Source organism: Arcticibacter tournemirensis (assembly GCF_006716645.1).
GTDB classification, from domain to species: domain Bacteria; phylum Bacteroidota; class Bacteroidia; order Sphingobacteriales; family Sphingobacteriaceae; genus Arcticibacter; species Arcticibacter tournemirensis.
This window is the reverse complement of the sequence record NZ_VFPL01000001.1, coordinates 4,399,030-4,418,648: the sequence shown is the minus strand read 5'-3', so window position 1 is coordinate 4,418,648 and position 19,619 is coordinate 4,399,030. Positions and strand designations below refer to the sequence as shown.

Below are 19,619 nucleotides of genomic sequence, written 5' to 3'. Positions count from 1 at the left end.
AAGTGAAGATAATTGTAGAGGATGTTGGATATTCTCTGATTGATATCTGGTTTCATTTTAATCAACTAAACACTATTCTAAACTGTTAATATTTAAAAATAGTATGATGTTGGGGAATGTTTTTTAACAATTTTTATGCACCAGGATTTTTTTTAAGCGCTTTTTATATAAGGAGTTTAAGAACAAATAGCCAGAGATACCGGCGATCAGCGATGCGATCAAAATAGAAAACTTAGCTTCAGCCTGGAACTCGGGCTGATCAAAAGAGAGGAGGGCAATAAAAACCGACATGGTAAATCCTATCCCGCCAAGCATACCTAGTCCGATAATGTGTTTCCAGCCGGAACGGGAGGGAAGGCTTGCGAAACCCAGCTTTACCGACAGGTATGAAAAAAGTGTAATCCCTATCGTTTTTCCTAACACCAGCCCTCCAATAATTCCAAGTCCAAGTGAACTGGCAAGGCCTTGAACCATGCCATCCTCAAAATGAATGTTTGTATTGGCAAGGGCGAAAATGGGCATTATGAAATAGTTTACCGGGGCCGTAAGCGAGTGTTCCAGCTTCTCCAGCGGAGATGTTGCTTTTACCGGATTTGTAGGAATCGTAAATGCCAGAAGGACGCCCGCAATAGTCGCGTGTATTCCGGAATGGTGAACAAAATACCATAAAAAGAATCCGGGGATAATGTAAAAGATAAGCTTTTTGACACCCAATAAATTAAATGCAGTGAGAAGGGCTAGAATAATGCCCGAATAGAGTAATTGATCTAGGTGTACTTCGCTGGTATAAAAGACGGCTATTACAAGAATGGCACCTAAATCATCAACAATTGCAAGGGCCGCCAGGAATATTTTCAGCGAAGTAGGCACCCGTTTTCCCAGCAAGGATATTATTGCCAGTGCAAAAGCAATGTCAGTTGCCATTGGTATGCCCCAACCATGAGAAGTCTCCGATCCACCGTTAATTAACAAGAAAATACCTGCTGGTATCAGCATTCCGCCAAGCGCCGCGAATACTGGCATAGCAGCTTTCTTGGGTGAAGAAAGTTCACCTTCGAGAATCTCACGCTTTATTTCCAGTCCAACCAATAAAAAAAAGACAGCCATAAGCCCGTCGTTTATCCATAATTCGAGAGGATATCTTAACTGGACATTGCCAACGTTCTTGCCGATTTGAAATTCAAGAATATGAGTAAATCCTTCTTGCCACGGAGAATTAGCTATGATTAAAGAAATAATTACCGCCAACATCAAAATAATCCCGCCGATTTGTCCTGATCTTAGAAAATCTTTGAAAGGGCGGAAGTTTATAAGTTTACTCATGCGGCGAATTTAAGGATTCTGAAAAAATAATTAATTGCTCCGGCTTCTCTTATTATAGAGATGCCGGAGTGTTGATGGTCGCTTTTTAATAATCAGAAGTGTTTGTTGTTGATATATAAAGACTTATTGCTTTAGTGAAATAAGTACCTGACAGATGTTAGATTATCGTTACAATCCTAAACTTCAGGCAACAATAAATGGAATTCAGAGTATCTCTGTGAGATTTCCTTTTCCCTGACGAACGACATTAAAGTCGCCGGTAGTACAATCAATCACCGTTGACGCGATATTCCCGCCATAGCCACCGTCTATCACAATATCGACGCTGTCTCTGTATTTTTCGTAAATAAGTTCCGGATCTGTAGAATACTCAAGAATTTCATCCTCGTCACGGATAGAAGTTGAAACAATAGGGTTTCCGAGCTGATTCACAATTTCGCGGGCAATATTATTATCAGGAACGCGTATGCCGACTGTCTTTTTATTTGAACTTAAAAGCTTTGGTACTTTATTAGTTGCTTCAAAAATAAAGGTATAAGGCCCCGGAAGCGCTTTTTTAAGCATGCGGAAAACCGACGTATCAATTGGCTTCACATATTCAGAAATGTGGCTCAAATCGTGACATATGAATGAAAAGTTCGCTTTCTCGGGCTTTATGCCACGTATCTGGCAGATTTTTTCAATCGCTTTGTGGTTTGTGATATCACAACCAAGCCCATAAATAGTGTCGGTAGGATAGATGATCAGACCACCGTTCTTAAGCACATCCACCACCTGCTGGATTGCCTTTTCATTTGGGTTTTCAGGATAAATACGTAACAGCATAATTAAATAATTAAAGGTCTTCTGATTTGTTTATATGTACTTGTTATCACGAAAATTCTATCAGTGTATTGTCCTCTTCTGGGAAGCCAGTACAGGTTAAAATCCAACCTTGTTTCAGATCACTGTCTGTTAATACTTCGTTTATACTCATTTGTACTTTTCCCCTTTTACATATTGCAGCACAGTTTCCGCAAACACCCCCTCTGCAGCTATAGGGCAGAACGATTCCCCCCTCCAGCGATGCCGAAAGTATGTCTTTCCCCGAGGGTACCTTCACAATATGCCGCTGGTTGTGGATGCTGATCATGACATTCCTTTCGGGAAATACAGGATGATGGACATTCCCGGAACGCATTAACTCCGGACTGTAGTTCTCTCTTAAAATATTTTCTGCCTTAAAGTGCATGAATCCCAAAGTTATCCTGATCATTCTCATATAGGTGAAAGGACCGCATACGAGGAACATCGCATCTTCCTTTGTAAACGTCATCTGTTCTTTAACATACGATTCCAATAAAATGTTACTCAGATGTCCCGGTTCTTTACGCCTTGTTACCGGATCAGAAAATAAATTGATCAGATGCAAATTAGGATGTCGTTCAGCCAGCTTCTCTATTTGTTCAAGAAAGAGAGCTTCATGTTCATTGTGATTGCTGTAAACTAAATGGATGACGCTTTGGGGTTCATTCTTCAACAGATACCTTATTTGAGGCAGGATAGGAATTATGCCGCTTCCGGCAGCAAAGCAGAAAATGTCGCGCTGCCTGTCATTTTGAGCTTTAAGTGAAAAGCGCCCTGCCGGTAAAAGAGCGCTCACTATTGCCCCTTCTTTCCAATGCTGAAGGATGAATCGGGAGATTGCCCCGTTTTCAACTTTTTTGACGGTGATTTTTAAAGGCTCACCAGGGAGGCTTAATATAGAATAAGAACGACGCAGCTCCTGCTGGCCGGTTCGAATAATGAAAGTAAGGAATTGCCCCGGTTTATAATTCAGGCTATCTCCATCCAGTAGTTCCAGCTCATAGGTTTTAGCCAAAGCTGTTTCCTGTGTGACAGAAACAATACGGAAGTTCAGTGATTTTTCCTGATTCAAAGCCATATTGATAATAAAACTGCAAATTAGCAAAGTTGTTCGGGAAATTAAGATGTAAGTTGCAGGTTGTACGTTGCGGGTTGTAGGGTTTCGTATGCGGGGGTATGCTATTAAGAGTTATGGGTTTATGGATTATGAAAATGTAAGATGCATGAAACCTTTTTTGCTTTTTAGCTTTGCCCGCAACCCGCAACCCACTACTCCTCAACGCTTACTACTTCATAAAACGGTTTTATCCGGTAATTTACGAATTCTCCTGATGAACCCCCGGATCGGATAATTTCCTTATACTCCTCCCATATATTTAAGGGGACAGCATGATAATGATAGGCTCTTCCGCCCGTAAACTCAACTTCCAGTATTCGGTCTTTCTCGTGGTAATTAACCATCACAGTCGTACCCGAATCAGGAGTATAGACAGCGTTTTTCGGAGGCAGGCGTTTTCGTTTCATGAATATCCGGAAACAATAAAAGCTCCAAAAGGAGCTTTATGTTTAAATATTTTGATCCGCAATTAAAATTCTGCGTTCTTCGGTGTCCTTGGGAAAGGGATCACATCACGAATGTTGGTCATTCCCGTTACAAAAAGAACGAGCCGTTCAAAACCTAGCCCAAATCCGGAGTGGGGTACCGATCCAAAACGGCGGGTATCAAGGAACCACGACATTTCTTCTACCGGGATGTGCATTTCTGTCATCCTTCTTTCCAGTTTCTCCAGAACTTCTTCTCTTTGCGAGCCCCCTACAATTTCACCGATTCCTGGGAAAAGAATATCCATCGCACGAACAGTATTTCTGCCCTGGTCATCCGCATCATTCTGCTTCATGTAAAACGCCTTGATGTCGGCAGGATAATCCGTCAGGATCACTGGCTTTTTAAAGTGTTTTTCTACCAGATAGCGCTCGTGTTCCGACTGCAGATCTGCTCCCCAGTCTTCTATAAGATATTTAAACTGCTTCTTCTGGTTTGGCTTAGAACTTTTTAATATGTTAATTGCTTCAGTATAGGTGATACGTTCAAAGCTATTTTCCAGACAGAAGTTAAGCTTACTGATCAGATCCAGATCAGAACGTTCGTTCTGCGGCTTCAGCTTCTCTTCTTCCTGCAGGCGGCCTTTAAGGAACTCCAGCTCGTCACCACAGTTATCAAGAGCATAGCGAATCACATATTTAAGCAGGCTTTCTGCCAGATCCATGTTGTCATTCAGATCATAGAAGGCCATTTCAGGCTCGATCATCCAGAACTCAGCAAGGTGTCGTGTAGTATTTGAGTTCTCGGCCCTGAAAGTGGGGCCGAAAGTATAGATCTCTCCAAAAGCTAAAGCCGCAAGCTCTCCTTCCAGCTGTCCCGAAACGGTAAGGTTCGTCGACTTGCCAAAGAAGTCTTCCTTGTAATTTACGGAGCCATCTTCGTTACGCGGAATATTATCCAGGTCGATAGTAGTCACCCTGAACATCTCTCCGGCTCCTTCAGCATCCGAGCCAGTGATGATAGGAGAGTGCATATATACAAAACCCTGTTCGTTAAAGAATTTATGTATAGCAAACGCAAGCGCATTCCTTACTTTAAATACGGCATTAAAGGTATTGGTACGGAAGCGCAGGTGCGCGATTTCCCTTAAAAACTCGAGGCTGTGTTTCTTTGGCTGTAAAGGATATTTTTCAGCATCGCAGTCGCCGAGTATTTCGAGCTGCCCGACCTTAATTTCTACACGCTGTCCTTTTCCGAGCGATTCAACAAGCTCACCTGTAACCGAAACAGCAGCTCCTGTAGTCAGTCTTTTCAGCAAGCTCTCATCCGTAGATGTAAAATCAACAACCGCCTGTATATTATTTATTGAAGACCCATCATTAATAGCTATAAACTGATTGTTCCGGAACGTCCTTACCCATCCTTTTACAGTAACCTGCTGACCAAAGTCGGTAGCATTCAATAAGTCTTTAATTTTCGTGCGTTTCATATTGACGCAAATCTAAAAAAAAGAATTGGAGAATAGGATTGGGGATTTTATTCAGATAAACCTTATCTTTCTTCCCTCAACTTAAACTTTAGAAAATGGAAGAACAAGGTCCTGCCCCCGTTATTACAATTAAAGGACTAAACAAATTTTACGACACCAGGCAGGTATTGAAAGATATCAACCTCGATGTTTTTGCCGGTCAGGTTATCGGATATATTGGTCCCAATGGCGCAGGTAAATCTACGACAGTGAAGGTGCTTACCGGACTTATCTCCGATTATCAGGGAGATGTTTATATTAACGGAAAGCTTCTGAAAGACAACGTTCAGGAAATTAAATCGCTCATCGGCTATGTTCCCGAAAATGCCGAACTGTACGATGTGTTGACGCCTGTTGAATACCTCGACTTTGTCGGAAAGCTGTATTCAATGGAAGAAGCTAATATTTTAGAAAGGGCAACAAAGCTGCTGCGGGCATTCGGAATAGAAGCCAACGCCAATCAGCGGATGGATACCTTCTCAAAAGGAATGAAGCAAAAGGTGCTTTTGATAAGTGGTATCATACATAATCCGGAGATTATCATACTTGACGAACCTTTATCAGGACTCGATGCCAACGCCGTAATTATGGTCAAAGAACTGATCTCGCTGCTTTCCAAAGAGGGAAAAACTATCTTTTATTGTTCACATATGATGGATGTGGTGGAGAAGGTGTCCGACCGTATTCTTTTGATAAACAACGGACAGATTGTGGCAGACGGATCTTTTGAAGAGCTAAAGCAGCATCACGGTGCAACACTCGAAAAAATATTCGCCAGGCTTACAGGGAAAGAAGAGAGCAGTCACGAAGCCGAAGACATACTACAGGCCCTTCGCTAAATCTGGCATTTATAAAGCTGATATCTGATTTCTGATAGCTCAACCATGAATAAAATAATACTGAAACTTATTATGCTGTTTGCACCCCTTTACAAGAGGTTTGGTGCCGATGCATCACAATTAAAGATCATTCTGGAAACCAAGTTGAAGATGGACGACCGTCGTCCTCTGTCGGTAGGTCGGCAGAAGGCAGGTAAAGAGTCGAAATACTCAACATGGATCACCATGTTTGTCCTCGCGCTGGCGGGTTTGTTCCTTGCTTTTTTTCTGCCCATGGCAAAGCAGCCATATACAGGTCATACTATTTATTTCTCGGCATTTATGGTGATGCTTGCGGTTACACTTATTTCCGACTTTACTAATGTGCTGATTGATGTCAGGGATAATTATATTATCCTGCCAAAGCCGGTAAATGATGCAACTTTCAGTTTGTCAAGGGTTCTTCACATCTTGGTTCATGTCTCAAAAATGGCCTTTGCCCTTAGTATTACCGGACTGATTTATATGCTGGTGATGGAGAGCATCCTTGCTGCACTGCTTTTTATCGTCGAGATCCTTATATCTACGGTGTTAAGTATTTTTATCGTAAACATTATTTACCTTTTGGTACTGAAGATTTCGAGTCCTGCGCGCTTCAAGGATTTTATTTCTTATTTTCAGGTGTTCTTTTCTGTAGTGATCTTTGCTCTTTATTACATGCTTCCGAGACTGATAGATAGTTCTGTACTGAAAAATATAGATATCCTGAGCTTCAAAGGTATTTATTTTCTGCCTTCCCTCTGGGTTGCCTCTTTGCATGAACTTTCAGTAGCTTCAGGAGCCGGGTCAAGAGCGTTTATGCTGGCGGCTGTCGCAGTAATAACACCTTTTATCTGCCTTTTTCTGGTGGTAAAGGTACTTGCTCCAGGATTCAATACAAAGCTTGGAGCCATCAGTGGCAGCGGAAACGAGGAGCAGCCGAAGCCGGCAATGAAATCTGGAACTGGTTTAATGAACAGGATAGCGAATGCTATATCTCCAAATGCAATTGAAAATGCAGGCTTCCGTGTAACCTGGATATTAACATCGCGTTTCAGGGATTTTCGGATTAAGGTGTATCCCTCTTTTGCCTACGTGCCGGTATACTTTGTTTATTTTGCCTTTATCAACAGAAGGGGAGAAGGATCCTATGCGACCAGATGGAAAGAAGTCAAAGGAAGTAATATGTATCTGTTCCTTGCTTACCTAACCGGCTTCGTGCTGATCACTGTATTGCAAAATGTTAGTTATTCCGATAGGTATAAAGCTTCCTGGATATATTTTACCACTCCTCACAACCAGCCTGGAAGGATACTCGGCGGCATGTTTAAAGCAGTAGTGGTAAAATATTATGTTCCTTATTTTATTCTCGTTTCAGCTTTTACTCTGATTTTCTGGGGCCCCAGGGTTATAAACGATATGTTGCTTGCCTTTTTCGTTTCCCTGCTTTACGGTTTGCTCAACGCTTTGTTCATGGTAAAAGGTTTGCCATTTTCCAAGCCTCCCATTATAAAAGCGGGCAGCAGGATTCTGGTCTCTTTCTTGTTGATTATGATTCCAGGCGCTATAGGATTTGCCCATTACTGGCTCTCCTCATATGAAATGTTAATATGGGCCTCGGTCTTCATAAGCGGTTTCCTAAGCTGGCTCGCATTCCATTACTATGTACGCGAAAGCTGGGAAAGTCTGGACATGGAAGACTAAAACGACTATGACATCATTCTCGTTTGCAATTTCAAATTACTCATTATATTTGCGTCCCCCTTCACATAAAATTAACATGATGTTTATGTGATATAAGTATTGATGAGTAATAAAAGAACAAGGCTGGGCAGTGTATTCCTGGCCAGGAGATGGGTGCTTACGTGGCAGGCCCCTTTATTTAAGCAAAAGCTGGCGATGGCAGTGGTGATACTATTGTGCCTCACTCCGGTGTTTCCGATGTTTTACCAGTTCATTGAAAGGAGGGAAGGTATTGCTTATAATGATACGCTTCTTAATCTCATCCCTTCCATAGATGTTTCTATCCCCATTTTTATGATTACCTGGGGGATGGCTTTATTTACCTTGACAAGGGTTATTCAAACGCCGTCATTGTTATTGAGTTTACTTTACGGTGTCATTGTATTAAATATCTCCCGCTTTATAACCATCTCTCTGGTACCGTTAAATCCTCCGGCTGGCCTGATCGATATATGGGACCCTATTACGGATATGTTTTACGGAGATACTTACGTTACGAAAGATCTCTTTTATTCGGGACACACTGCTACTCAGTTCTTATTCTTTCTGTTGCTTCCAAAGAAGAGTGATAAGCTGCTGGCATTAATTACAACCATTCTTATGGGAGTTTTAGTGATGGTTCAGCACGTTCATTATACCATTGATGTGGTTTTTGCCCCACCGCTAACATATCTGTGCTATCTGCTCGCCCGGCGAATGGCGTGATAAGGGGGAGACAAAAAAGAAAGCGGTCTTTAAACCGCTTTCTTTTTAAAACTATGTTGAGTCATGTAAACTCATAACCCATAACTCATAATTTATAACTTACGCTTTTAACACTTTCGTAACCAAGTCAGCTGCTTCTTTAAGCAGGATCGCCGAATAAACTTTCAGGCCCGATTCATCGATCAGTTTTTTAGCTTCTTCAGCGTTGGTTCCCTGTAAGCGCACAATGATTGGAACCTGAATGTTTCCGAGTTCCTGATATGCGTCAATAACTCCCTGGGCAACGCGGTCGCAGCGAACAATGCCACCAAAGATATTGATCAGTATAGCTTTTACGTTCGGATCCTGAAGGATAATATTGAAAGCAGCCTTTACGGTCTGGGCATTAGCAGTACCACCCACATCAAGGAAGTTAGCAGGTTCGCCGCCGGCAAGCTTGATGATGTCCATTGTTGCCATAGCAAGCCCGGCACCGTTAACCATACAGCCGACATTCCCGTCGAGTTTTACATAGTTAAGGTTCGATTTGCTGGCTTCAACCTCCGTAGGATCTTCTTCTGAAGTATCACGCATCTCAGCATAGTCCTTATGACGGAAAAGTCCGTTATCGTCAAGGTTCACCTTAGCATCGACTGCCAGGATCTTATTGTCAGAGGTCTTTAAAACAGGGTTTATCTCAAACAAAGAAGAATCGGTAGTTTCATAAGCTTTATAAAGCGATGCAACAAACTTAGTCATATCTTTAAAGGCATCGCCGCTTAAACCCAGGTTAAAAGCGATTCTGTTGGCCTGAAAAGGGCGAAGTCCCACTTTCGGATCAATCTCCTCCTTGAAGATGAGGTGAGGAGTCGTTTCTGCAACATGCTCAATATCCATTCCCCCTTCAGTAGAGTACATGATGATGTTGCGGCCTTTTGAGCGGTCGAGCAATACGCTCATGTAAAATTCTTTAGGTTCAGTTTCACCAGGATAATAAACGTCCTGTGCAATCAGCACTTTATTTACTTTCTTACCTTCCGGACCGGTTTGCGGAGTAACCAATTGCATTCCGATGATCTGTTCTGATCTTTCTTTTACTTCATCGAGGTTTTTGGCCAGCTTTACGCCTCCGCCTTTACCACGGCCCCCGGCATGGATCTGAGCTTTTACAACCACCCAGTCCGAATTGAAATCTTCTTTCAGCTTTTTAGCCGCTTCAACAGCTTGTTCGGGAGTTTCAGCAACGATACCTTCCTGAACCCGTACACCGAAGCTCTTGAGAATGGCTTTGCCTTGATATTCGTGAATATTCATTTGTTTTGATAGTTTGCAGAGGGTAAAGCTAATAGTTTTTTGGAATAGATTACACTGATGACAAAAAGATTACACTGAACCTTATCCTAATCACATAAATGTTTATTTTCGCCCTATGCTGCATGCTAAAGGTATATATAAAGCTTACGGAAAACTGGAGATATTAAAAGGCGTTGATCTGGATGTCAGCAAGGGCGAAATCGTAACCATTTTAGGCGCTTCAGGGGCTGGTAAAAGTACCCTGCTGCATATAATCGGAACCCTGGATAAATACGACAGGGGAGAGGTCACGATAGATGGAGTCAATATATCGTCACTGTCTTCAGCAAAACTAAGCGCCTTCCGTAATCAGAGGATAGGGTTTATTTTTCAGTTTCATCATCTTCTTCCGGAGTTTACCGCTCTCGAGAATATCTGTATTCCGGCATATATTGCGAAAAGGGGTAAAAGAGAGTCGGAGGTTCGTGCGCGGGAGTTACTCGAAATGCTTGGACTAGGCGATAGAGCCGATCATAAACCTTCTGAACTATCGGGGGGTGAACAGCAAAGAGTGGCCGTAGCCAGGGCTCTTGTGAACAAACCTTCTGTTGTGCTGGCAGATGAACCTTCAGGAAACCTGGATTCCGAGAATGCGAATAGTCTCCACATGCTCTTTAAGGAGCTACGGGATCAGTTTTCGCAGACATTTGTTATTGTAACACATAATGAACATCTTGGCGAGATGGCCGACCGGAAGGTGATAATGAAAGATGGTTTAATTATTAGCGGACAATAAAAGTGAATATTCTGATTACGGCTGCAGCAACGGCACAAGCATACCAGCTCGAACGGTTGGTAGGAGGAACGGAAGCTGTTTTTTTTGCCGATTCTGCGGAACTACCGCAGTTTATGCTGAAGAACAGAAAATTTATAAAGATATCAGAAGGGAACGCCCCTTCTTTTGCTCACGAATTGCTCGGCATTTGTCTTGATCAGCAGATTGAAAGAGTTTTTCCGCTGCGAAAAGGGGAAATTAAAGCACTCTCCGAATCGCGGACTTTGTTCATGGAATACGGAATTCAGGTTATAGTACCACCACTTCCGGCGCTCGAAAAAATGGAGATGAGGAATGGACCGGGGCGAATTCTGATAAAAACCGATCTATCTGATCAAGCTGGTCTACTTCCCGATGCCGACTTTGGACTTTTTTTAATTAATGAAGAATATCCGGACAGCCGGGTAGCCATTTTTACAGCCGATTAATGTTAGTCTATTCTGAATTTGATCCTTCAAAAAAAGCGTTTGTTTTCGAACTGGATAATGTTCTGTATCCCGAAAGAGATTACCTTTTGCAGGTATATTATCTTTTTGCCAACTTTCTCGAATATTCAGAGACATTTCCTCCTGCCGTCCAGCTTACCGAGTTCTTTAAAAAGGCGTATGAACATGCCGGCCCAAATCTTATTTTTGATAAAGCCAGAGAGGCTTTCGGCATTAGTGAGAAATATAGAGAAAACTTTTTGCGACTTCATCGTCAGGCTCAGCTGCCCCTGAAGCTTCTGTTATTCGACGACATGCTGAAGTTACTGCAGGATATAGTGATTGACCGCAAAGAGATTTTCATTGTTACTGCCGGAGATCCTGTTCAGCAGTTGAATAAGATCAGGCAAATAGAATGGAATGGGCTCGAGAAGTATTTGAGAGTATATTTTACCAATGAAGTGAAACCAAAACCTTCTCCCGACGTACTATTAGAGATATTGAAGCTGCATAATCTTGAAGCAATAGATGTGTTGGTCGCAGGAGTAGCGTCACTAGACGCAGTTTTTGCAGAAAATGCTGGTATTGATTTCGTTAAAATAGAAAAATAGCCTACATTAACTTAGATTTAAGTAATGATAAAATGGCTCATTACGTTTCTGTATAACAAAGAATTACAGCCGGTCTATACTGGTAACTTACTACATATAACTTAACATTAGATTATAAAGAAAGATGTATTCATATTCAATTTTTCGCAAGCGGTTTTTGTTCGGACTGTTTGCGATATTGGCCTTTGGGGCCTGCAAAAAATCGTCTGACAATCCTCCTAAAACAGGGACAAGAGACGAACTCACTAAAGATTCTATTTACTTATATGCACGCGAAACTTATTTGTGGAATGATGCGCTGCCTTCGTCCTATAAAAGTTTTAATCCAAGGCAGTATTCGAGCTTTCAGGACGAAATAAATGCACTGAAAAGCTATAAGCGGAGCACTTCGGGCAGAGCCCTTGATAAATATTCGTTCATTGACGAGGGCGAAGTATCCGACGAAATCGGAGAGGGTATCAGTGGCGACTACGGTTTCTTTGTCGGTTTTAATGGTCTTGAAGGCGGCTACGATCCTTTAGATCTTCGAATTAACTATGTTTACTCTGGTTCTCCCGCAGGAACGGCAGGACTGTCGAGAGGTGATCAGATCCTCCAGATAAACGGAAACAGTAATCTGGATGGGCGGGTGGATGCCAATATCAACTTTCTTAATAATGCGCTTTTTGGGCCTGACCGGACGATAAATTTAAGGGTTAGAAAAAAGGATAACTCTATTGCCGATGTCTCTGTAACAAAAGCTCGGTATAACATCAATCCCATCCTGGCAAGTAATGTGTTCAGTGTGGGATCGAAGAAAGTAGGATACTTTGTATTGAACAGTTTCCTTCAGATCTCTGGCTCTGATGAGGATGTCCCAACACCATTCAAAACAGCGCTGGACCAAGTTCTGAACTATTTCCAAAGTCAGAATATTACAGAACTGGTAGTCGACCTGCGATACAACGGAGGCGGAAGTGTTGAAACAGCAAATTACCTGGCCAACTGGTTCGTCCCCGCTGCTCAGAGTGGCAACGTGATGCATGTGGATCATTTCAATCAAACGATGCAGAGCGGTAAGGCAACCATACTGAAGAATCAGAAGTTTTTGTATAATGGAGAAGTGGTTTCTTATTTTGACGTTCCATTCGCTGCTTCGCAGAACACGGAAAAGTTTGCCAAAAAAGGCTCCTTAAACCTTTCACGGATCTATTTCCTGGTTACAGGGAATTCAGCATCAGCAAGCGAACTGGTAATTAATAGCCTGGCTCCTGTTATGGATGTAAAGCTTATCGGTCATCCCACCTATGGGAAGCCTGTTGGTTTTTTTGCTATTCACATTGATAAATATGACCTCTATATCCCCCAGTTCCAGACGAAGAACCAGAAGGGAGTGGGCGAGTATTTCGACGGATTAAGTGTTAATAAAGAAGCGAACGACGATATTACCAGAGCCTTTGGTGATCCTGCTGAGCGATATCTTGCTTCTGCTCTGGCATATTCTGCGAACGGAAATTATACGGTCAGCTCCACCAAAACCTCCGCAACTACACGTCCTTTGGTAGTGATGAGTAATGAAAGATTCAAAGAAGTAAACAATAAGCTCGAAGGCAATAAGTTTAAAGGAATGGTGGATAAACCACGTAAACGTTAACCGATTACGCTGTCAGCCAGAGCGTTTGATGCCCGGAGTCATAAGTAGTTAAAAAGAAAACAGGTTATATGGAAATACGGAGATATACATTTTCTGCAAGGCTCTCAATTCTTGTGTTAGTGATTTATGGTATAGCAGCGGCAGGCTGTAAGAAGGCGAAGAAAGAAGAGGCTCAGCCCGAACCGGAACCCAAGGTTACGGTCACTCCGCAAAGTTCACGTGCCCAGCTATCCGCCGACTCGATGTTCCTTTATGCTAAAGAGGTTTATTTATGGAATGATTTGTTGCCCACTTACGAAGTTTTTAATCCGCGCCAGTATGTAAACAGCGATGAAGAGGCGGGGTTAAATAATGAGTTGTTTGCAATAACCAGATATGCGAAAAACTCCTATGAGTATAATCAGAATCGCCCAAATGAAACGAAGTACAGTTATATCTTTGATACCGACGACGCTAATCCTGTCTCATATACTTTACCAGTCAAAAGCTCGGTAGATCTTGAAGGTAATGGGTATGATTTTGGATTTTATGTAGGGCTGTTTGGGACAGAAGCATCTTACGAGGTAAGAGTACTCGCTGTCTATCAAGGGTCTCCTGCCGAGAAAGCCGGAATAAAAAGGGGAGATGTAATTACGTCAATAAACAGAACTCAGGTTACTACTAACTTTACTTCGTCCGTTGAAGATTTTATAAACGCTGCTTTATTTGATGCATCAGCAGTTACCCTGAAAGTTTTGAAAAATACGGGCATTTCATCCGATATTGTTTTAAACAGAACATCTTATAAAAGCAATCCAATATATCGCGATTCAGTCTATATCTCGGGTGCAAAGAAGATCGGTTACCTGGCCTTTGCGCGCTTTTCTACATTAACGAATGCCCAGCCTGTACTTGATGCAGCTTTTAATAAGTTTGCTGTCGCGGGGGTGACTGATTTGATCGTCGATTTCAGATATAACGGGGGCGGCTATGTAAGCACCGCACAGTATTTGGCCGATCTGATAGCGCCATCGACGATTAATAGTAGGGTAATGTATAAAGAGTATTTCAATTCTACATTGCAAAACGGTAAGGCATCAATACTGAAAAACCAGATTTTTCTTGTGAATGACCAGCCTCAATACGAAAACGGAAAGTTGCTCACTTATGCTGATCTGGACTACAGCGTCAATGGGAATACCTATAACTTTACCAAAAAAGGCTCTTTGAATAACGTGGAAAAAATCGTGTTCCTGGTATCAGGCAACACAGCATCCGCCAGCGAACTGGTTATTAATAGCCTTAAACCGCATATAGCCGATATTAAGCTCATAGGTGAACAAACCTATGGCAAGCCTGTTGGTTTCTTTCCTATCACAATTGATAAATACGAGGTGTACTTTAGCATGTTTGAGTCGAAAAATTCAGAGGGGCAGGGAGAGTATTTTAGTGGTATGGAACCCAATTATACCTTAAAGGAAATATCAGGAGCGAATGATAATAAATATGATTTCGGAGATCTTTCGGAAAAATTACTCGCAAGTGCGTATAGCTACCTGATAAACGGAACGTATACCGGTGTTGTTAAGAAATCATCTGTTAAATCATCGTCGGGCAACAGCATATCAGGGACCAAAATGGAATCATTTTCGCCTGCCTGTGAAGAGTTTAAGGGGATGATTGAAGACAGGAAAAAGAGAAAGTAACTCTTCGCCTTACCTCATTATCTTTTTATTCCTGAATACCTTCTGGATAGTTTTACCCTGATCGTAGTTCTTCACCACCTCAAGGATACTGCTTACAGCATTCTTGTAAAATTCCTTATTGATATTCTCAAAATCATCAGAAGGTTGGTGGTAGTCCTTATGATCTTCCACACCGAAGTAAAGGAAAGGGATCTTTTTAGCGTGAAAGGCGCCATGATCTCCCTGGTTTGTCCAGTCATCTGCGGATGTCTGCTGTGGATTATCGTGCCCCGTAAGTAATTTGATATTCGCCTTAGTGACAAACAGATAGCCCTTTAACTCAGGATAGTGGTATGTCCCTGCCACATAGAGTTCCCCTTTGTCATTGTGGCTGATCATATCCAGGTTTATATTCAGCTTTACTAAGCTCAATGCAACCGGCGGCCTGGCAACAAAAGCTTTGGCTCCTTGTAATCCCATTTCTTCGGCATCAAAGGCTGCGAACACAAGCGTATGTTCCGGTTTGTTGCGACTGAAATGTTCAGCTATTGCAAGAAGGCCGCCGATTCCGGAGGCATCGTCATCCGCACCATTGTAGATCTTTCCGTTTATTACTCCTAAATGGTCGTAATGCGCGGATATTACTATTACATCCTTCTTCTTTCCCTGAATATACCCTATGAGATTCGTTCCCTTGATCGTTTTCTCCTGGTTCCTGAAACTGAATGAATGCTTAAAACTACTATTATAGCTTTTTAACCCAATAGCTTTAAAACGCTTGACGATATATTCTGCAGCCATCCGGTTACCCTCAGTCGCCGTTTTTCTGCCCTGATATTTATCAGAGGACAGCTCTTTAACATCATTTAATAAAGACTGGCATCTGCCCGCAAAACAAGCAGAAAGAAGAATACCCAGAATAACCAGACTCCTGATCATACAATCAATACTTTTAACAGACTTATAACCTATAACTTTCCACTCTTCACTTTAAACTCTCAACTCCACTTTAAACTCTCAACTCACCTCTGCCGGATATTCCCTCAAATCCACCGCCACAACCCGCGAGATACCCTGCTCAACCATAGTTACACCATAAACGATGTCTGTACTCGCTATAGTACGTTTGTTATGCGACACCACTATAAACTGCGATTCAGAGGAGAATTTACGGATAATATTATTGAACTTGTCGATGTTCGTATCATCCAGCGGTGCATCTACCTCATCGAAAATACAGAAAGGAGCCGGTTTTAGCAGGTATAGCGAAAAGAGCAGGGCTGTTGCCGTTAATGTCTTTTCTCCTCCCGAGAGCTGATTTATAGACAGAGGGCGTTTCCCCTTGGGGCGTGCAATGATATCGATGTCCGACTCGAGAGGATTCTCGGGATCAGAGAGTATCAGGTCACAGCTGTCCTCTTCGTTGAAGAGCGAACGGAACACGCGGATGAAGTGATCCCGGACCTGCAAAAAGGCATCCATGAATTTGCTCTTCGCGCTGTCGTCTATCTCCCTGATTGTCTCCATCAGCGAAGCCTTTGCCTCCAGCAGGTCCTTTTTCTGCCCCTGAATAAAGGAATAGCGCTCGTTCATTTCCTTATAAGCCTCCATAGCCATCGAGTTGATAGCGCCGAAGTCATCCAGCTGGCGTTTAAGCTTATCAGTTCTTTCCTTAAGGTCGGTTTCATTCTCTCCTTCAGGGATCTCCGCGTCAAGAAGGTCGGCAATATCAATCGAAAACTCTATCGACAGTCTTTCTTTCAACGCGTTCAGTTCCAGCCGCAGACTCGTCTTTTTCTCCTTCAGCTCGTTTCCGATCAGTTCCGACTGTTCCTTTTTACGCCGCAATGCAGAAACAGCATTTTCCGTTTCTGTTATCACACCTCTCGATTGATAATACTCCTGTTCAGCTTCACGTACGCCCTTTTCAAACTCTTCTTTCTGAACATACATGGCTATCAGATCTTCATCCGAATGATCCACATGCTGCAGTGTTTCGTTGATCTCCGACCGGGTTTTTTCGAGTTCTGTGCCGTTGGTGGCGATTCTGGTATCGAGTCCCTGCTGCTGGCTGTCGCGGTAGTCCAGGTCTTTCTCTATTCCTGAAACTTTATTTTGCTGCTGATGGAAGCGGATGTTCTCCTGGTTCCAGGCTGTTGCCCGTTCTGTTACCAGCTCCGCAAGTTCGTGATAAGCCTGCTGTTTTTCAGCAAGCATGTTGCTCATTTCCTGCTTTTTATCTTTTAGCCGGTTTAGCTCAGGACCGGCTTTCTCAAGCTCTTCGTTCAGCGACCGGATCTTTTGTTCAATATCCTGCTTACGGTTTTGGCTGTTCTGAATAAATGTAGTATACTGCTCCTGTCGCGTTTGCAGGGATATAAGTTCGTTATTCAGCCGGTTTGTATCCTGCTGTAATAACCGTATTTCTTCCTTTTTTGAACTCGATCGCAAGGTGCCCGACTTCTGAACCTCTTGCTCGATTGAAGTTTTGAGCACACTGATCTTATTTTCAAGAGCCCTGATCTCTTTGGCAAGGTTCTCAAGATTCTTCGCCCGGCCGATACGCTTGCCTTCAAAGAGTCCCACAGAGCCGCCAGCCATGGTAATACGGCTTTTAATAAACTTACCGCTGCCACTGAGGATAACGACGTTTTTATCAGGAAGAATGCTGCCTAGCTCTTCCTCATCGCCGGTAGTCAGAATAAATACATTTCTGAGGAGCTGACGGCAAAGCCTGCTGTATTTTTCTTCAACATCTATGATGCTGAGGGCAGGAATAAGGTTGCTTCCCACCATATCAAGCGCCGAAGGCTCAGGCCCTGCGTCCAGGGCTGCAAGAATAAAGAAGTTTGCCCTGCCCTTGGATGAGTCGCTGAGCAGCCGTATGGCCTGAACGGCCTCCGCATGAGTCTCCACCACATAGTGGTTCATCACAGGCTCCAGGTAGTTCTCAATCGCGATACGGTACTCTTCCTTACAGAAAAGAACATCCGACAGGAGAGGAGCCTGTTTTGCCCATCCCGTGTTCTTCTTCAGAAACCGTATTGATTCAGGGAATCCTTCAAGGTTGTCTACAAGCGATTTTGTCAGGTTATATTCATTCTGTTTGGCGTCAAGCTTTCGGCTTTCTGCCGACAGTTGTTCCTTATGTCTGTTTAGCTGTTCGTCGGTCGACTTGATCTGCAGTTCCAGATCATCCTCGTACATCTGAGCTGCCTCAAGCTCTTCCTTTTTGATCTTCAGCTTGTTGTCGAGTTCGGATATCGCTTTATTGAACTCGTTCAGCTCCGTTTCTTTCGATTCTGTATCTGCGATATTGCGCCTGCTTTCCTGCAAAAGAGCATCCTTCTGAATATTCAAGACCGTCAGGTCCTTTTCGACCTTATAGACCTCGTTCTGCAGTTCATTGTTTTGCTTTACAAAACTGTCAAGAGCCGTTTTGGAGGATTGTTGCTGCAAGCGCATTTCATCCAGCTCGGCTTTCTTTTCTGAAAGGCCGGAGCTGATGGCGTTTAGCTTTTCGCTCTCCTGAAGATGTTCTTCATTCAGCCGCTTAATGTTGTAGATAACATGATTCAGCTGATTTTTATCCTTGTCGAGTTCCTCACTCAGACGTTTTTCCTTATCCTGCAAAAAACGCAGCTGTTCATTCTTAATCTTTTTTTCGCTCTCGTAAGCACGTATTTTTGAAGTAAACTCATTAGCCGCCTTCTGCTGGGCCGACAAGTTTTTCTCTTTTGTGATATTTTCGGTCTTAAATTGCTGAAGGGCCGCTTCTAGCTTATCGATTTCTGCAATGATACCGCTTTTTTCGACGTTGTGACGCTCCTCCTGCTCATCAAGCTTCTCCAATGATTCCCTGAAGCCCGTAATCCGGAACGAAGCAAGTGTCACGCTGAGGGACTGGTACTGTTCTTTAAGCTTGTAATACCGTTCTGCTTTTTTAGCCTGGTTTTCGAGTGTTTTGAGATTCTTCTCTATTTCAAACAGCAGGTCTTCAACCCGGCTCAGGTCAGCCTCCGTATCTTTCAGCTTATTAAACGTCTGCTTTTTCCGAAGCTTATATTTCGAAATTCCCGACGACTCCTCAAATAAAGCTCGCCTTGAACCTTCTTTGTTCGCAATGATCTCGTCGATCATTTTCAACTCAATAATAGAGTAGGAGTCAGATCCGATACCAGTGTCGAGAAAGAGATCTGTAATGTCTTTAAGCCGGCAATGAACATCATTCAGCCGGTACTCGCTTTCTCCGCTGCGGTATAACTTACGGGTAATGGTAACATGCGCGAACTCGGTAGGGAGGATGTTCTTTGTATTGTCGAAGGTTAACGAAACCTCTGCAAGCTGTGATGGCTTGCGCGTTTTGGTGCCGTTAAAAATGATGTTCTCCATTTTTTCGGAACGCAGCGCCTTCGTGCTCTGTTCGCCAAGCACCCAGCGGATAGCATCTACCACATTAGATTTTCCGCAGCCATTAGGTCCGGCAATAGCCGTAATCCCTTCATTAAAATTTATAGTGATTTTGTCGCCAAAGCTCTTAAAGCCCTTAATCTCCAGCTTCGTTAATTGCATCCTTAGTTTTGTTCTCTTTCCCCTTTTATTATAACCTATTGGTTGTCAAAATAACCAGGCAA

Annotated in this window: 16 protein-coding genes; 8 read left to right on the top strand and 8 right to left on the bottom strand. The window is 42.9% G+C overall.

What is annotated here, in order from left to right; all coding sequences use genetic code 11:
* Positions 1-123: 123 nt before the first annotated feature.
* The 5 genes from nhaA to asnS all read right to left on the bottom strand — a co-directional run bounded on the left by nhaA (position 124) and on the right by asnS (position 5,201).
* Positions 124-1,323: a Na+/H+ antiporter NhaA gene (nhaA, locus tag BDE36_RS18510; RefSeq protein WP_141816056.1), complete on the bottom strand. Its 1,200-nt coding sequence runs from the start codon at positions 1,321-1,323 to the stop codon at positions 124-126.
* Between the two features lie 204 nt (positions 1,324-1,527).
* On the bottom strand, positions 1,528-2,148 hold the full coding sequence (locus BDE36_RS18505) for an L-threonylcarbamoyladenylate synthase (protein WP_141816055.1): 621 nt from the start codon (positions 2,146-2,148) through the stop codon (positions 1,528-1,530).
* Positions 2,149-2,194: 46 nt separating this feature from the next.
* The gene (locus BDE36_RS18500) at positions 2,195-3,247 is read right to left on the bottom strand and encodes an iron-sulfur cluster-binding domain-containing protein (RefSeq protein ID WP_141816054.1); all 1,053 of its coding nucleotides are present in this window, start codon (positions 3,245-3,247) and stop codon (positions 2,195-2,197) included.
* Positions 3,248-3,438: 191 nt separating this feature from the next.
* Positions 3,439-3,693: a KTSC domain-containing protein gene (locus BDE36_RS18495; protein ID WP_141816053.1), complete on the bottom strand. Its 255-nt coding sequence runs from the start codon at positions 3,691-3,693 to the stop codon at positions 3,439-3,441.
* A gap of 62 nt (positions 3,694-3,755) precedes the next feature.
* Positions 3,756-5,201 carry an asparagine--tRNA ligase gene (asnS, locus tag BDE36_RS18490; protein ID WP_141816052.1) on the bottom strand — a complete coding sequence of 482 codons (1,446 nt, stop codon included), beginning with the start codon at positions 5,199-5,201 and terminating at the stop codon, positions 3,756-3,758.
* Positions 5,202-5,296: 95 nt separating this feature from the next.
* Between asnS and BDE36_RS18485 the strand changes: the two genes are divergently transcribed.
* From BDE36_RS18485 to BDE36_RS18475, 3 genes are all read left to right on the top strand, one after another.
* Positions 5,297-6,079 carry an ABC transporter ATP-binding protein gene (locus tag BDE36_RS18485; protein WP_141816051.1) on the top strand — a complete coding sequence of 261 codons (783 nt, stop codon included), beginning with the start codon at positions 5,297-5,299 and terminating at the stop codon, positions 6,077-6,079.
* Between the two features lie 45 nt (positions 6,080-6,124).
* On the top strand, positions 6,125-7,801 hold the full coding sequence (locus BDE36_RS18480; protein WP_141816050.1) for a hypothetical protein: 1,677 nt from the start codon (positions 6,125-6,127) through the stop codon (positions 7,799-7,801).
* Between the two features lie 102 nt (positions 7,802-7,903).
* Positions 7,904-8,545, top strand: coding sequence for a phosphatase PAP2-related protein (locus tag BDE36_RS18475; RefSeq protein WP_141816049.1), 642 nt, complete (start codon positions 7,904-7,906; stop codon positions 8,543-8,545).
* 99 nt (positions 8,546-8,644) lie between these two features.
* Here BDE36_RS18475 and sucC read toward each other — a convergent pair whose 3' ends face one another.
* Positions 8,645-9,838 carry an ADP-forming succinate--CoA ligase subunit beta gene (gene sucC, locus BDE36_RS18470; protein ID WP_141816048.1) on the bottom strand — a complete coding sequence of 398 codons (1,194 nt, stop codon included), beginning with the start codon at positions 9,836-9,838 and terminating at the stop codon, positions 8,645-8,647.
* A 115-nt stretch (positions 9,839-9,953) separates the two neighbouring features.
* Here sucC and BDE36_RS18465 point away from each other — a divergent pair, with 115 nt between their 5' ends.
* From BDE36_RS18465 to BDE36_RS18445, 5 genes are all read left to right on the top strand, one after another.
* Entirely contained in the window at positions 9,954-10,613 is a 660-nt protein-coding gene (locus BDE36_RS18465; protein WP_141816047.1) for an ABC transporter ATP-binding protein, read from the top strand.
* A gap of 2 nt (positions 10,614-10,615) precedes the next feature.
* Positions 10,616-11,080 carry an ATP-grasp domain-containing protein gene (locus tag BDE36_RS18460; protein WP_141816046.1) on the top strand — a complete coding sequence of 155 codons (465 nt, stop codon included), beginning with the start codon at positions 10,616-10,618 and terminating at the stop codon, positions 11,078-11,080.
* Positions 11,080-11,688 (top strand): HAD hydrolase-like protein, encoded by a 609-nt coding sequence (locus tag BDE36_RS18455; RefSeq protein WP_141816045.1) that lies wholly within the window; start codon positions 11,080-11,082, stop codon positions 11,686-11,688. Before BDE36_RS18460 ends, BDE36_RS18455 begins: the two co-directional genes overlap by 1 nt.
* Before the next feature lie 124 nt (positions 11,689-11,812).
* The gene (locus BDE36_RS18450; protein WP_141816044.1) at positions 11,813-13,321 is read left to right on the top strand and encodes a S41 family peptidase; all 1,509 of its coding nucleotides are present in this window, start codon (positions 11,813-11,815) and stop codon (positions 13,319-13,321) included.
* A gap of 68 nt (positions 13,322-13,389) precedes the next feature.
* Positions 13,390-15,006, top strand: a complete 1,617-nt coding sequence (locus BDE36_RS18445; protein WP_141816043.1) for a S41 family peptidase — start codon at positions 13,390-13,392, stop codon at positions 15,004-15,006.
* A 9-nt stretch (positions 15,007-15,015) separates the two neighbouring features.
* Here BDE36_RS18445 and BDE36_RS18440 read toward each other — a convergent pair whose 3' ends face one another.
* On the bottom strand, positions 15,016-15,924 hold the full coding sequence (locus tag BDE36_RS18440; RefSeq protein ID WP_141816042.1) for a M20/M25/M40 family metallo-hydrolase: 909 nt from the start codon (positions 15,922-15,924) through the stop codon (positions 15,016-15,018).
* Positions 15,925-16,002: 78 nt separating this feature from the next.
* The gene (gene smc / locus BDE36_RS18435) at positions 16,003-19,557 is read right to left on the bottom strand and encodes a chromosome segregation protein SMC (protein WP_141816041.1); all 3,555 of its coding nucleotides are present in this window, start codon (positions 19,555-19,557) and stop codon (positions 16,003-16,005) included.
* Between the last annotated feature and the right edge of the window lie 62 nt (positions 19,558-19,619).